This window comes from Fibrisoma limi BUZ 3 (assembly GCF_000296815.2).
Taxonomy (GTDB): domain Bacteria; phylum Bacteroidota; class Bacteroidia; order Cytophagales; family Spirosomataceae; genus Fibrisoma; species Fibrisoma limi.
In genome coordinates this window covers 88791-103880 of record NZ_CAIT01000006.1, presented here as the reverse complement: position 1 = coordinate 103880, position 15090 = coordinate 88791, and the positions used below count along the sequence as shown (strand labels likewise).

Annotated in this window: 11 protein-coding genes; 7 read left to right on the top strand and 4 right to left on the bottom strand. The window is 53.5% G+C overall.

Translation table 11 applies throughout. The annotated features are described in order from the left end of the window. Nucleotides 1–25 precede the first annotated feature (25 nt). Nucleotides 26–958 carry an ROK family protein gene (locus tag BN8_RS08320; protein ID WP_009281392.1) on the top strand — a complete coding sequence of 311 codons (933 nt, stop codon included), beginning with the start codon at nucleotides 26–28 and terminating at the stop codon, nucleotides 956–958. Between the two features lie 73 nt (nucleotides 959–1031). Further along, entirely contained in the window at nucleotides 1032–1589 is a 558-nt protein-coding gene (locus BN8_RS08315) for a D-sedoheptulose-7-phosphate isomerase (RefSeq protein ID WP_009281391.1), read from the top strand. Between the two features lie 176 nt (nucleotides 1590–1765). Here BN8_RS08315 and BN8_RS08310 read toward each other — a convergent pair whose 3' ends face one another. The 3 genes from BN8_RS08310 to pheA form a co-directional block, all read right to left on the bottom strand. Then, on the bottom strand, nucleotides 1766–2473 hold the full coding sequence (locus BN8_RS08310; RefSeq protein ID WP_009281390.1) for a molybdopterin-dependent oxidoreductase: 708 nt from the start codon (nucleotides 2471–2473) through the stop codon (nucleotides 1766–1768). Between the two features lie 144 nt (nucleotides 2474–2617). Next, nucleotides 2618–4096, bottom strand: coding sequence for an IPT/TIG domain-containing protein (locus BN8_RS08305; protein ID WP_040005889.1), 1479 nt, complete (start codon nucleotides 4094–4096; stop codon nucleotides 2618–2620). 328 nt (nucleotides 4097–4424) lie between these two features. Then, nucleotides 4425–5504 carry a prephenate dehydratase gene (gene pheA, locus BN8_RS08300; protein WP_083882490.1) on the bottom strand — a complete coding sequence of 360 codons (1080 nt, stop codon included), beginning with the start codon at nucleotides 5502–5504 and terminating at the stop codon, nucleotides 4425–4427. A gap of 253 nt (nucleotides 5505–5757) precedes the next feature. On the opposite strand from pheA, the gene BN8_RS08295 reads away from it, so the two are divergent. After that, nucleotides 5758–6852, top strand: coding sequence for a fasciclin domain-containing protein (locus BN8_RS08295; RefSeq protein ID WP_009281387.1), 1095 nt, complete (start codon nucleotides 5758–5760; stop codon nucleotides 6850–6852). A gap of 92 nt (nucleotides 6853–6944) precedes the next feature. Here the strand turns inward: BN8_RS08295 and BN8_RS08290 are convergent, their stop codons facing one another. Beyond that, nucleotides 6945–8837, bottom strand: coding sequence for a DNA topoisomerase IV subunit B (locus BN8_RS08290; RefSeq protein ID WP_009281386.1), 1893 nt, complete (start codon nucleotides 8835–8837; stop codon nucleotides 6945–6947). Between the two features lie 171 nt (nucleotides 8838–9008). Here BN8_RS08290 and BN8_RS08285 point away from each other — a divergent pair, with 171 nt between their 5' ends. From BN8_RS08285 to BN8_RS08270, 4 genes are read left to right on the top strand one after another with little or no spacing between them, the layout of a single operon-like run. Next, nucleotides 9009–11756 (top strand): polysaccharide biosynthesis/export family protein, encoded by a 2748-nt coding sequence (locus BN8_RS08285; RefSeq protein WP_009281385.1) that lies wholly within the window; start codon nucleotides 9009–9011, stop codon nucleotides 11754–11756. An 18-nt stretch (nucleotides 11757–11774) separates the two neighbouring features. Beyond that, nucleotides 11775–12881 carry a GumC domain-containing protein gene (locus BN8_RS08280; RefSeq protein ID WP_009281384.1) on the top strand — a complete coding sequence of 369 codons (1107 nt, stop codon included), beginning with the start codon at nucleotides 11775–11777 and terminating at the stop codon, nucleotides 12879–12881. A 42-nt stretch (nucleotides 12882–12923) separates the two neighbouring features. Continuing rightward, the gene (locus BN8_RS08275; RefSeq protein WP_009281383.1) at nucleotides 12924–13754 is read left to right on the top strand and encodes an ABC transporter permease; all 831 of its coding nucleotides are present in this window, start codon (nucleotides 12924–12926) and stop codon (nucleotides 13752–13754) included. A gap of 52 nt (nucleotides 13755–13806) precedes the next feature. Beyond that, nucleotides 13807–15066: an ABC transporter ATP-binding protein gene (locus BN8_RS08270; protein ID WP_009281382.1), complete on the top strand. Its 1260-nt coding sequence runs from the start codon at nucleotides 13807–13809 to the stop codon at nucleotides 15064–15066. Nucleotides 15067–15090 lie beyond the last annotated feature (24 nt).

The window sequence follows — 15090 nt, the reverse complement described above, 5'->3', positions numbered from 1 at the left end:
GACCGGAAACGCTTAACCCAGTACCATGAATCTTGGCATTGAAATCGGTGGGACCAAACTCCAGCTTGTAACGGGCGAGAGCGATGGTCGTATCCACCAACGGTACCGCTACGCGGTCGATCCGGCTCAGGGAGCCGAGGGCATTCTGACGCACATTGACCAAACTATTCAGCAACTACCGGAACCGCCCCAGGCCATCGGCATCGGATTTGGAGGCCCCGTCGACTGGCAAACGGGACGTATTGCGACCTCGCACCAGATACAAGGTTGGGCTGGTTTTGAACTGGCCAACTGGTTACGGGAACGCACCGGCGCTCAATCAATTCGGATGGAGAACGATGCCAACGTAGCGGCTCTGGGTGAGGCTCGACATGGTGTTGCTACGGGTTTTCGGCACGTGTTCTACGTTACGCTGGGCAGTGGCGTTGGCGGGGGAATGGTTATTGATGGCCAGTTATACCACGGTACTACACCTGGCGAAGCGGAGATTGGTCACCTCTGGCTGGTTCCACCGGATGAGTCGGGTGCCAACGGGCAGACCATCGAGCAGACCTGCTCGGGTTGGGCGGTCGATCAGCAGATTCGTCAATTACTGCCTCAGTTGCCCAACGACTCTGTTCTGAAACAGCTAGTTACCGAAGCGCATTCCAACGGCATCACAACCGGCGAAGCCAAATTTCTGCACCCGGCTTATGAACAGAGCGACCCGGTTGCCCGGATGTTGATCGAACAGATCGGTTCCGTGATCGCGCTGGGACTATCACACGTCGTGCACCTGTTCCATCCCGACGTCATTGTGCTGGGTGGTGGCCTCTCGCTGATCGGCGAACCCCTCCGGGCGGCCGTTCGGCAGGCACTGCCGCGTTTTGTCATGAAAGCGTTTCAACCGCCCATTGTGCTGCTGGCTAAACTCGGCGAAGATGCCGTGCCCATCGGCGCACTGGCTCTCGTGTCTTAAACCACAAAGACCCTAAAATCACTAAGAAAACTTTGCGAACTTTGCGCCTACTTAGCGTCTTTGCGTTAAAAAAATGACTACACCTTACTTCCAGGCCTACCTCGACCAGCAACAGGCCGCCTATGCGTCCATTCCGCTCGATAAAGTTGAACGTATCACCAACTTGATGAAACAATGCTGGGAAGAAGACCGGCAACTGTTTGTTTTTGGCAACGGCGGCAGCGCGGCCAACGCGTCGCACTTCATTACCGACCTCGGCAAAGGCGCTTCCGACAAGCTTGGTAAGCGATTTCGATGCCTGTCGCTCAACGACAACGTATCGTGGCTAACTGCTTTGGGTAACGATTATGCTTATGAAGACGTATTCGTCGGCCAGCTCCAGAACTACGCGCGTCCCGGCGACCTTGTATTGACCATGAGCGTAAGCGGCAACTCCCCTAATCTGGTCAAAGCGGTGCAATGGGCTAATGAGCATGGACTCACAACCATTGGGCTGGTTGGGGCAAAGCGCGGCCGGTTAGCGGATCTTGCTCAGGAAGTCATCGTTATCGATTCTGAACACTACGGTCGCGTTGAAGACGCACACATGACCATCTGCCACATGCTGTGTTATAGTTTTATGGAGCAGTAGGGCTGACGGCACGTCTGACCGGCAGGTGTACAAAGAATAGTGTTAAACCGGTCAGACGTGCCGTCAGACCTACTGCTCTCTCATCAGACCAACTGCTCCATTGGAAACGGTCAGTCGTGATGTTATACCTTTTTCCCCTTTGTTCCTTTTCTCCATTTCTTCCCCTTCCTCCCCTATCAACTATACCGATCATTGCGCCAGGGGTAGGCGGTGTTTGAGTAGCCACGTTCTTCCCAGAAGCCGAACTGATTTTTAGGCAGGAACTCAATCCGCTTAATCCACTTGGAACCCTTCCAGGCGTAAAGCTGGGGCGTAATCATCCGGACGGGGCCACCGTGTTCGCGGGGCAAGGGCTGTCCATCGGCCGTATGAACCAGCAGCACATCCGGCTTGAGGGCTTCTTCCAGCGATACATTGGTTGCATAGCCATCGTAGCCGTAGCACATTACGTGCGTAGCGGTTTCTTTCGGATCGACCAGAGCCGCGAGGTCCATGAATCGCACCCCCACCCAGGGAATATTCAGCCGCGACCAGGTCGTGACGCAGTGGAAATCGCTGGTATCTTCCACCTGCGGTAAATCCATGAAATCCTGCCACTTCAACCGAATCGGATTGTTGACCTCTCCGTCGATGTTGAGCTGCCACTTGTCGAGGGGGATGTTCGGCTGGTAGCCAAGGTCCAGTACAGGCCACTTCGTCGTGACGGTCTGCCCGACCGGAACTGTTGGCATACCGTGACGGTTGGTTGGACCTGAACCGCGGGGCTTTGATTGGCCATCACTACCGTCGGCTACGGAGGGGGTCTGGGCCATTTTTTCCTCGAAGCGACGCTTGAGTTTCATTCGGGCCTCGACGATCTTATCGAGCTTTTCGTTTGCTTCCATGCTGCGAATGAAGGGGATTCGCCCATACGACGAATCATATACTTCCGAGCAAATTAACCCCGAATGCAAACGAGTAGTTTTATCGAGTGCTAAAAACCTGGCGTTTTCATTCACAAACGCCAAGTTTTCTTAAAGTATCCTGTTTCATTTATCAAAAGTCACTTTGTAAACTGCGTTACGCAGCGTCTGGCTCGATACGTCGTTGGTAGCAATGACATACAATATGCCATCGGGGCTTATCACCATATCCCAGCTATCAAATCGAAATCGCATCCGGTGCCCACGGCCAACCCGGTTGGATGCGTTTTTATTGCCGGCCACGGTCGTTACGTTCCCTTCTTTATCAATTTTCCGAATGCAGCCACACCCATAATCAGCCACGTAGACATTGTCGTCGCCATCGGCCGCGATTGCGTTCCCTCGGGCATAGCCACCGTCCTGAAAGCGGGCGCTCGCTCCTTTGCCATCCTGATACCCAACCTGCCCCGGCGATCCGGCAACCTGCTGGAGCGAATTCCCGTTCAGTTTCCACAGGGTCTGGTTGGCGAAAACAAACATGCTTTTACCATTCGAAGCCAGCATGGTATTGGCATCATTCGGAATGCCTTTCAACTGGCTGTTTAGGATAGAACTGGTGTAGCTTGACGCCGTATTGCCGCCGGCGGTACTCCAGGTTACGTTGGACAGTTCATTGGTAAACGACGCGGCAATAAAGCCACCCGAAAGATTTGGCCGGACCGTGTAGGCCGTATTTGGAAAATTACCATTACTGGTTTTGGTAAAATTCCCGAATCGATACGTGTAAAAATAACCGTCCCGATCACTCACCAACATAACATCGGAATAGGCCGCTATCCCTAATGGCCGACCAGGTACTGACTGAAAGGGAGCCACGCCGAGCGTAGTTAAGTCCATTTTATATACGGTATTTTGCCCCGGCCCGGTAATGTACAGGGCTTTGTTATCCGTTGCCAGTGTCATCCGCACACCATCGGCCCCGGCCGTCGGGTAAGCAGGAATGCCCGCCAGCTTCGTTACAAGGGCTTTTGCTTCAGTCGGCACAACAACCGTAAAATCCTGTGGGGATGTATTTGTTACGCCATTAGCCTCCAGGGTAATCTTGCCGGTCGTAGCGCCGTCGGGAACCGTTACGGTCAACTGCGAGTTGCTCTGACTATTCACCTGGGTGGCTTTCACACCGTTGAAACTTACGCTGGGGTTGTTGTTGAGGTTGTAGCCCGTAATAACCACTTCATCCCCTTCCTGCGCCGACAACGGCTTGATTGTAACGGGAACGGGGCCAACCGGCACCACAAAATCGTCGGCCGAGGTGGCGATTCGCCCGCCGGTTTCCACGGTTATTTTTCCCGTTTTGGCCCCAACCGGCACCACAACGACTAGCTGCGACTGACCAGCCGTTTGTACCGTAGCCGCTACTCCGCCAAACTTTACCACATTTTCGGCTGGCGTAGTGGCAAAGCCTACGCCCTGAATGGTTACTACCGTGTTTGCCGTACCTAGTTTAGGATCAAACCCGTCGATGCTGAATGGTTGAGGAGCTTCTTCCTTTTTACAGCTACCACCCATCCAAAGCAGCAAACCCATGAATAGCCACTTCTTCATGCTGAAAAAATTTGATTCTGTGATTCGTTTTCCCACATCAATAAATTTAGAACCCGTACCAACAGCCACCTGATCTATTTGATTCAGGTGATCGGGTTTTGAGCAATCGGTCAATCGGCTTACCGCTTAAACTCTTACACAGGTTAGTCGAATCGGCTCCTGAGCCGGGAAACAGGCTGGGTTGAGGAAGTTTCTACTTGAGTCAGCAGAAAGCAACAGGCCCGGTCATCGCCGGGCCTGTGAGAGTTCGATTTATATGTACTGTTACTGTAGCCTGTTCGCCCACGATCTGTGTACGCACAAAATCAATTCAGGGAAAGGCTGCTCTTTACGCTACTCGCACGTAGCTCCCCACCGATTTTACATCCCCCCGGTACAGGTTCAGAATATCTTTCAGCGCAGGCTCGTCGGCGTGTCCTTCACATTCGAGCAGAAACCAGTAGCGGAACGTAGCGCCTTCACGTAGTGGGCGGCTTTCAATCTTGGTGAGATTAATACGGCGGGCGTTGAACTCCTGAAGGAATTCGGCCAGTACCCCCGGCGATTCCGTGTTGGGCAGGCGGGCAATCAGCGTCGTTTTGTCGTTGCCGCTCGGCTGGTTAGTAAAATCCTTGGCCAGGATTAGAAAACGGGTCCGGTTCAGGTCGCTGTCTTCGATATTGTCGAATAGCACCGGCACATCGAACAGTTTGGCCGCAATGTGCGAGCAGATAGCCGCCGTACGGGGTTGCTGAGCCGCCAGCTTAGCCGCCTTCGATGTTGATTCGACCGGCACCAGTTCGGCCTGCAAACCATCGAACGAATCGCTCAGAAACTTACTGCACTGCCGGAACGCAATGTCTTTGGAGTAGATGTGCGTGATGTCGCGCAGGTTTTCGGTTTGGGTGGCAAACGTAAAATGCACCGGAATCTGAGCCTCAGCCGCGATCCGCAGGTCTTTTTCCAGCAGGAGATCAATCGTTTCATTCACGACACCTTCCTGGTTGTTTTCGATCGGCACCACCCCAAAGCGTACGCGACCGGTTTCCACTCCTTCAAACACCGACCGAATCGTCGGCAGGGCCATGTAGGCGCTCATCGCTCCGAACCGGCTCTCGGCGGCCTGGTGCGTAAAACTGCCTTCCGGCCCTAGAAACGCCACTCGCTCGGGTAGTTCCAGATTCCGCGAAACGGCGAATATTTCCAGGAAAATAGCCTCGATCGCCGACCGGTTCAGCAATCCGTTGTTCTGCTGATGCAACCGGTCGAGGATCTGCTTTTCGCGCTCAGGACGGTAGATGATTGCGTTGCTGGAGCGCTTAAGGTCACCCACCTGCCGCACCAGTTCCATGCGTCGGTTGAGGAGCGTCAACAGTTGATCATCGAGGGAATCTATGTCGTTACGGAGTGATTCAAGGGTTACATTCACGGGACGTCCGGTGTCGGCAGTTAAATAATTTTTTGTACTATTTTTTTCAGCGGCAAAAATAACGGTTCTCTCCGCCCTACACTGTCAATAGCCCGTTTTTTATACGGTATCGTGGTAGTTACTTCCAGCCATACAATTTCTCAACCGGGCAACAAGTCAAGATATATGACGTTTTACCGTGAAATTGATTCAGTTGCTCCGTCACGGATGTCTCATCCAGGTAGTGAGTATTCATTTAACCCAATATCAACGTATGAAAAAGACAATCATCATCAGCGAATCACTTAAATTACTGATCGCCCTGTTCCTTTTCTCTGGTCTAATTCTGGTCGGTTGCCAGGAAACAACCCCAGACCCCTTACCTCCAACAACAGGTACGACCAATCCCGGCTCGTCGACAAGCACGCCCGGCTCCTCAACCACAGCCACGACGCCTGGCTCGTCGACAACTGCTACAACACCCGGTTCATCGACAACCGCCACCACTCCGGGTGTAGTTGTAACATCGCTGACAGCCACGGTAAACGGCAACGCAAACCTTACATTTTTAGCAGCCGCGATCAACCGCGCTGGCCTGGGAGCAGACCTCAGCCAGGGCCTGCTAACGGTATTTGCTCCATCGGATGATGCCTTCCGGGCAGCCGGTTTCGCTAACGTAGCGGCTATAAACGCAGCTCAGCCGGCCGATCTGAAACGGATTCTGCAATACCATGTGATCGGATCGCGGATTGACAAGTCAGCATTCCCAACCGCGGTCAATACGTCGTATCAGACGCTGTTGCCTAACGCCAGGGTGGTGGTCTATAAGACACAGGCAGGTGTTGTTTCGGTTAATAACGCCCAGATCACGCAGCCCGACATTCCAGCCACCAACGCGGCCATTCATATTATCAACCGCGTCTTGATGCCACCGACGGTAACGGTGGTTGATCTCGCCAAGGGCAATCAGGAACTCTCGTTCCTGGTGGCAGCCATCGAACGGGCGGGTGTTCAGAATACCCTCACGAGCAATCCGGAAAATGGCTTTACGGTGTTTGCACCGACTAATGCTGCCTTCCGGGCTGCTGGCTATGCCGACGAAGCAGCCATTCGGGCGGCCGATCCTAAAGCGCTGGCCGATGTGCTGAACTACCACGTACTGACTACCCGGGCTTTTGCTCAGACCTTGCCTAATGGTGCAGAACTCGTAACGGCGCAGGGTGGTAGTATCCGAATCACGAACGCCGACGGAAAAGTGTCCATCCTTGGGAAAGGTAATGGTACCAACGCGGCCAACGTAACACAGGCCGACCAGGTAACAACCAACGGGGTCGTTCACGTCATTGACCGCGTGTTGTTACCGAAGTAACCACCGACTATCCGGACAAGCAACTGAAAACGCCAACGGCCGACATCACTGTCGGCCGTTGGCGTTTTTGATGTTTCAGAATTAATCAGAGGTTATACCAGCGCAGCTTCTTCTACGTCCTTCTCAATCCGCAGGTTATCGATGATGAACCGCTGGCGATCGGGCGTATTTTTGCCCATGTAGTAACTCAGCAGCTTCGGAACGGAGGTTTCTTTCTCCATAATAACGGGTTCCAGCCGCATGTTCTCGCCGATAAACAGACCAAACTCCTCCGGCGAAATCTCACCCAATCCTTTAAAGCGGGTAATCTCCACTTTCTTGCCGCCTTTGGTCAGTTTATCGATGGCCTTCTGTTTTTCCTCTTCCGAATAGCAGTACGTCGTTTCTTTATGATTCTTGGGGTTACGTACGCGGAACAGAGGGGTTTCGAGGATATACAGGTGACCATTCCGGACCAGATCGGGGAAGAATTGCAGGAAGAAGGTCAGCATCAGCAACCGGATGTGCATACCATCGACATCGGCGTCGGTAGCAATCACGATACGGTTGTAGCGCAGTCCATCCAGGCCGTCTTCGATATCGAGGGCGTGCTGCAGCAGGTTGAACTCTTCGTTCTCGTACACCACCTTCTTGGTAAGTCCAAAGCAGTTCAGGGGTTTTCCACGGAGGCTGAACACCGCCTGCAACTGTACGTTCCGCGACTTGGTGATGGAGCCGCTGGCCGAATCTCCTTCCGTAATGAACAGAGTCGTCTGGTATCGATCGTCGGCTTTGACGTCGGGCAGATGAACCCGGCAGTCGCGCAATTTTTTATTATGCAGGCTGGCCTTCTTGGCGCGTTCGTTCGCCAGTTTTTTAATACCCGCCAGTTCCTTACGTTCCCGCTCCGACTGCTCGATCCGTTTCTTCAGTGCATCCTTTACGGCCGGGTTCATATGCAGGTAGTCGTCCAGGCGCTCTTTTACAAAGTCCTTAACAAAGGAGTTAACGGACTGCGCGTTCGGCTCAGGCGACATATTGATGGAACCCAGCTTGGTCTTGGTCTGCGATTCAAACACCGGTTCCTGCACCCGGATACTGATAGCCGCAATGATACTGGCCCGGATGTCGGTGGTTTCGTAGTTCTTGTCAAAGTGTTTCCGCACGGTCTCCACAAGCGCTTCCTTCAGCGCATTGAGGTGCGTACCGTGCTGGGTTGTATTCTGACCGTTAACGAACGAATAATATTCTTCGCCGTAGGCATTACCGTGCGAAAGGGCGATCTCAATATCATGCCCTTTTAGGTGAATGATTGGATAGCGCAGCGCATCCTCGTCCGTATTGTTGCGCAGGAGATCGAGCAGGCCGTTCTGCGAAATATATTTCTGCTTGTTGAAAACGATGGTCAGGCCGGCATTCAGGTAGCAGTAATTCCAGATCATTTTTTCCAGAAACTGGGGAATGAAATGAAAATGCTTGAAAACCGTATCGTCCGGCTCGAAAATGATGAGCGTCCCGTTCCGCTCGGAGGTAGCATCCTCACCTTTATGCTTGAGTTCACCCCGCTCAAACTCGGCCCAGACGGTCCGGCCATCGCGGAACGATTGCACCCGGAAGTACGTCGACAGGGCGTTTACGGCTTTCGTACCGACCCCATTGAGCCCAACCGACTTCTGAAAAGCTCCTGAATCGTATTTACCGCCGGTATTAATTTTCGATACTACCTCGACAACTTTCCCCAGAGGAATACCCCGGCCATAGTCACGCACCTCCACGCGGTGATCGGTCACGCGCACCTCAATGGTTTTGCCGAAGCCCATTACGTGCTCGTCGATGCAGTTATCAATGGTTTCTTTCAGCAGCACGTAGATACCATCGTCGGCGGCCGAGCCGTCGCCGAGTTTACCAATGTACATACCAGGCCGCAGGCGAATATGCTCGCGCCAATCAAGGGATCGAATACTGTCTTCGTTGTACTGTACGTTCTGATTTATCGAATCTGCCATAAAGGGTTTTAACGTGAAAATGTCCTAAACCATCGGTAGGTGACAATATTTGTCAATTCCAGACATTAGAAAAATTATACGCATACGAATAAGCGTATGAAAACCTTCCGCTGAATAGGAAACTTGCTGATAAAACAAAAAAAGTTCACTTATTTTGCCGACTGAACCGCCATGCGTACTATGGCCACGTTTGTGTCGTTACATACAAACCCTCAACGTTGGTTAGCCAGGGGGTTTCGACATCTTAAAAATATGCAAAAATCCCGAATTAACCACAACTTCAGGCTAAATTCTTCAACTTCCGCATTTTTTTTGTCTAACCGCCGACTCAGCTATTGGCTGCTCGCTTTTTTGCTGATGACCGGCAGCCTGTCGGTTCGCGCTCAGATCACGCCAACCATGCCCGGAGGGGTCACTACACAGCCCGGCTCTATTCCATCGCGAGGCGGAACAGGTACGCTGCAACCGGGCTCAACCGTCAATGTACCCGGTCGGGGACCGGTCACCGTACCAAATAATGTCAATGTACCGGGCAACCGTACCAACGGTACCCTGAATAATACAACGCAGCCAAACGGACGTAGTAGTCAGGCCCCGGGCATAAATCAGCAATCTGGCCGGCAGGTGAACGGACCGGTAAATCAGCCCGGCAACGGTCGGCAGGCCGCCAATGGCCAAACCAGCCAGACGGGCGAAGTGTTGTCCGACTCACTAAATCAACAACCAACCACAACGCAGGAGGCCCTGGAAGACGGCTACGAAGCGGCCCGCCGGAGAGAACGTGAGGAAACGCGCCAAAAACTTTTTGGCTACAGCCTGTTCAACGACCCGAACCTGGAGCAAACGTTTCAGCCGAATCTGAACATTGCGACCCCCCGCAACTACATCGTCGGGCCCGGCGATCAGCTCAATATCCAAATGTATGGCTATTCGGAAACGGATTTCAGCCAGACCGTTTCGCCGGAAGGTAATGTCTACTTCGGGCAGGCTACGGGTATTGGCCCCGTTTACGTGGCCGGCCTGACCATCGAACAGGCCAAAGCCCGCATCACCGGCCGGTTAGCTAAGCGGTACGTGGGTCTACGATCGTCGTCCTACGGAGCGGCCAATACATTCCTGGAGGTTACGCTGGGCAACATCCGCAGCATCCGGGTATCGGTCCTGGGCGAAGCGGTCCGGCCAGGAACCTATACGCTGTCGTCGCTGTCGACGGTGATGAATGCCATCTATCAGGCCGGTGGTCCGAACGAACTGGGCTCGTTCCGTAAAGTCCAGCTTATCCGCAACAACAAGGTAGTAGCAACGCTGGATTTGTACGATTACCTGCTGACCGGTACGCAACGTAACGATGTGCCCCTACGCGACAACGACGTGATCCGGTTCGGGACGTTTGTATCGCGGGTCGAAATCACGGGAACAGTTAAACGGAACAACATTTTCGAACTGCTGCCGGAAGAATCCCTCGATCGGCTGCTGTACTACGCCGGCGGCTTTGCGGCCAACGCCTATAAAGGCCGGATCAAGGTGACGCGTCTGACCGACCGCGAGCGTAAGGTGATTGACGTAACATCCGATCAGTTCGCTCAGTTTGATATGCAGGACGGCGACCTCGTAACGGTCGAGCAGTTGCTGGATCGCTTCGAAAACCAGATCACTATCGAAGGGGCCGTTTTCCGCCCGGGTCAGTATTCGCTCGATCAGAACAAAACGCTGAAACAACTCATTCAGAATGCCGAAGGGCTGAGAGGAGACGCGTTTGTAGGCCGGATCAATATCATCCGGACGCGCGAAGACCTCGCGATCGAAAACATTACGGTCAATCTGGCCGACATCCTGAATGGCAATCAGCCGGACGTTCCGCTCCAGCGGGAAGACCAGGTGATCATTACGTCGAAGTTCGATCTGGCAGAACAGGCTAACATCTCCGTGCAGGGTGAGGTAAACATCCCGAACGAAGGCATTCAGTATATGGCGAACATGACGCTTAACGACGCGCTGCTTCGTGTAGGTGGCCTGAAGGAGTCGGCAGCGGCTTCGCAGGTGGAAGTGGTACGCCGGAAAAAAGACGTTGATCCCCGGTCTGCATCAGCCCAGATTGCCGATATTTACCGCTTCAACGTAAACCGGGATCTGTCAATGAGCAGCGATGACAACAAGTTTGTGCTGGAGCCGTTCGACCAGATTATCGTTCGCCGGTCGCCGAATTACCTGATTCAGACGTACGCTCGGGTTGAAGGTGAGGTGATTGTTCCGGGTGAATATCCGATTCGCAGTAAAGACCAGAAGATTTCGGATCTGATTGGGCTGGCCGGTGGCTTGACGCCCCAGGCGTATCCGGCCGGTGCTACGCTGATCCGGCGCGTCAAACTGAGCGCCGACGAGATTGCCCGCCGGAATCAGTCGGTTACTGATATTTCGGATGCGGCTGGTAGTAAAGCGGTGGTTGAAACCGAAGCGCTTGCTCCCGATCAGGAAGAATCGATTGGCATTAATCTCCGGAAAATTCTGGAGAAGCCAGGTTCGTCGGAGGACATTCTGGTGCAGGAAGGTGACCTGCTGCGCATCCCGAAATTACTGGAAACGGTACGTGTTCAGGGCGAAGTCCTGATGCCGACAACAGTGAAGTACCGGGGCGGCCAAACCTTCCAGGATTACATCAGCCAGGCGGGTGGCTTTACCTCAAAATCACAGCGCCGGAAATCGTTTGTTGTGTACGCCAATGGCTCGGTAGACCGCACCCGGAAGTTTATGTTCTTCAACATCTATCCGCGTGTGGAGCCCGGTTCAGAAGTAATTGTACCGAAACAGACCTCTACGCCGTTAACGCCACAGCAGATCCTGAGTTCAACGGCGGGTACGATTTCGTCGCTCCTTTCTGTAATTGGCCTGGTCATCGCCCTGACCCGGGTTGCCAACTAACCTGAAGAAAGAAACTGTATGAATGCCAACTCATCAACGGATACAACCAATCTGGTAACGCGGCCACTGCCTCCCGATCAGATTTCGCCCAAGGCAGTTGTGCTACGTGTCTATCAGCTCAAGAACGTCTTTCGACGTAACTGGCTGCTGCTGGTCATTCTGACGGGCATTGGAGCCGCCATTGGCTTCATCTACGACATTACGCACGAAAAGAAGCCGGTCTATACCGCTACGATGAAGTTTAACCTGGGGGGGGGTAGTCCCTCAAGCGCCTTTGGTGAACTGGGGCAACTGGCCAGCGCGTTTGGTCTGAGCCAGGCCGCCCCGGATGCGAGCATCTTCGTGGGTGACAACTTCCTGATTTACGCCAAATCGCGGCCGGTCGTTGAAAAGACGCTGATGAAAACCGTCAACATCAACGGCAAGGATACCCTGCTGGTCAACTACTATATCCAGCACAGCGGCATCCGGGATGAAGAGTGGGAAAAAAGCGATACACTGCGGGCTTTCTCGTTTCCCCGGGCCAAAACGCCGAAGGAATACACCAAGCAGGAAGCCATTGCAATGGCCCAGATCTACGGCCGTATCGATACGGAATTTAACGTAACGCAGCCCGAGCGGAAGTCGTCGTTTATGGAACTGCGGGGCAGTATGCAGGATGAGCAATTGGCAGCCGCCTTCGTTGACAACCACCTGAAAACTATTGAGCAGGACTATCGGGAGAAGCAGACCAAGAAAACCAAGGAAATGTCGGAACTGCTCACAAACCGGGCCGACTCGTTGTATCGGCTACTCACCGGAACTGAAAACAGACTGGCCAAATACATTGACCAGAACCAGCAGGTAGTGGTTGCAGAGGGCCGTATTCAGGAAACCAAGCTGAGCCGAAACTCGACCTTCCTGACCACGCTGTACTACCAGGCGTTGCAAAGTGCCGAGAACATGCGGCTTTCCATGATCCGGGAAGCTCCGCTCTTCACCATTATCGAGCCGGTGGCGTTTCCGCTGTACAAAGAAATCATCACCCCCGTTGGGTTTCAGATCGGCGTTGCCCTGGGTCTGTTGCTAAGCGTAATCGTTGTATTTTTGCGCGAGACCTTCCGCTCCATCATGCGGGAAGAATAAGCCGAAAGGTCACTACCAGGCTATCCTGCCTGACTTTTGTTAATGAAAACACACGAAGTAGTTATTCAACCTGGTCGCGCTGAGCGGCATTACTGGCGCGATCTGTGGCGGAACCGTGAGCTGTTGTTCATCCTGTCCATGCGCGACATCTCCGTCCGGTACAAACAGACGGCCCTCGGCACAGCCTGGAGTGTCATTCGTCCGCTGACAACCATGCTCATTATGGTGCTGGTCTTCAGCGTCATTGCCAAACTACCAGCCGAACCAGGGATACCGTATCCACTGATGGTCCTGGCGGGTATTACGGTCTGGACGTTTTTTGCTAATGCCTTCACGCAGGTCAGCAACAGTGTGACCCTGAACGCCAACCTCGTCACAAAGGTGTATTTCCCGCGGCTCATCATGCCCCTCAGCGCGGTGGCCGTTAGTTTTTTAGACTTTTTGGTGTCACTCGGGTTATTTATTCTGATTGCGGCCTGGTACCGGTTCGTGCCCGACTGGCACATTCTGTTCCTGCCGGTGTTTATGCTGCTGGCCCTGCTGGCATCGTTTGCGTTCGGCTTATTTTTTGCGGTAATCAACGTACGATTCCGGGATATTGGCCAGTTGATCCCATTTCTGGTGCAGGTCGGTTTTTACGTCTGCCCGATTGCCTACAGCAGCCGGATCGTAGCCGATAAATGGTTTTATAAATTTTACATTCTGAATCCGCTGGTTGGTATTATTGACGGCTTCCGCTGGGCCTTACTCGGCGAGAAGGCGTTTTTCAACCCGCAAAGTATCTTAGTATCCGTGCTGATGGTTGCGGTCTGTCTGGCAGCCTCGGTCTATTTTTTCCGGAAGCGCGAGAATACCTTTGTTGATGACATTTAACCAGTCGGTCCGTTAATCAGTTGATCGACTGACCAACTCACCAGCAGTCACCATGTCTGTCATTACCGTCGAGAATATTAGCAAACAGTACATCATTGACCACCAGCGCGGCAAGGGCGTCAATACCCTGCGCGATGTGGTGGCCGAAAACTTCCGGCAGTGGTTTGGGCGGGGAAAACAGGTAGAGTCAGGTTTGACGCGGGAGGAGTTCTGGGCCCTGCGCGATGTTAGTTTCACCATCGAGCAGGGCGATCGGGTGGGTATCGTGGGACACAATGGTGCCGGTAAATCCACCCTGTTGAAAATTCTGAGTAAAATCATTGAGCCGACCACCGGTTCCGTTCGCATCCGGGGCCGCGTAGCCAGCCTACTTGAAGTTGGAACGGGCTTCCACCCCGAACTGACCGGCCGCGAAAATATTTACCTCAACGGCTCGCTGCTGGGTATGACCCGGAGCGAAATCCGGAAGCACTTCGACGAAATTGTTGCCTTTGCCGGGGTTGAGAAGTTTCTGGACACGCCCGTAAAGCGGTATTCATCGGGTATGTACGTGCGGCTGGGTTTTGCCATTGCGGCCCACCTTGATCCCGAAATTATGATTGTGGACGAAGTTCTGGCCGTGGGCGACGCCGAGTTTCAGAAAAAGAGTCTGGGTAAGATGCGCGACGTATCGACGAGCGGCCGGACTATCCTGTTCGTCAGCCATAACCTGACAGCCGTACAGGCCCTCTGCAACAAAACGCTGTTTTTCGAGAAAGGCCGACTGGTCGAGCAGGGCGAAACCAACCAGGTTATTCAATCCTACCTGAGTAAGGTTTCAAAAACCCGACTGGCTCGCCAGTGGGATACGCCCGAAGAGGCCCCCGGCAATGATCTGGTACGTATCCGTCGGATCGAGCTTATCCCCGAATACCCTGATAACACAACGCATATCGACGTCCGGACGCCCATGCGGGTGCGGTTCGAGTTCTGGAACATGATGGAGCGGGCCAACCTGAACCTGAGCCTGCACCTGAACTCGCTGACGGGCGAGTGCATTTTCAACGTCGGTACGCAATCCCTGCCCTACGGTAAAGGGTTGATTGCGGGCGAATGCCTGATTCCGGGCTATTTCCTGAACGACGGGTCGTACACCATCTCGGTGATGGTCGTTAAGGACACCGTTACGCCTTTGTTCCAACTGGAAGAAGGGCTTACCTTCGACGTCGAAGATTACCGCGAAGGGGTGGCCTGGTACGGAAAGTGGCCGGGTTACGTTCGGCCGCAGTTCCGGTTTGAGATGGAAGCCCTGGAAGAAGTACCAGCAAAATAAGGTCATCGGTTGCAGTTTTCGGTT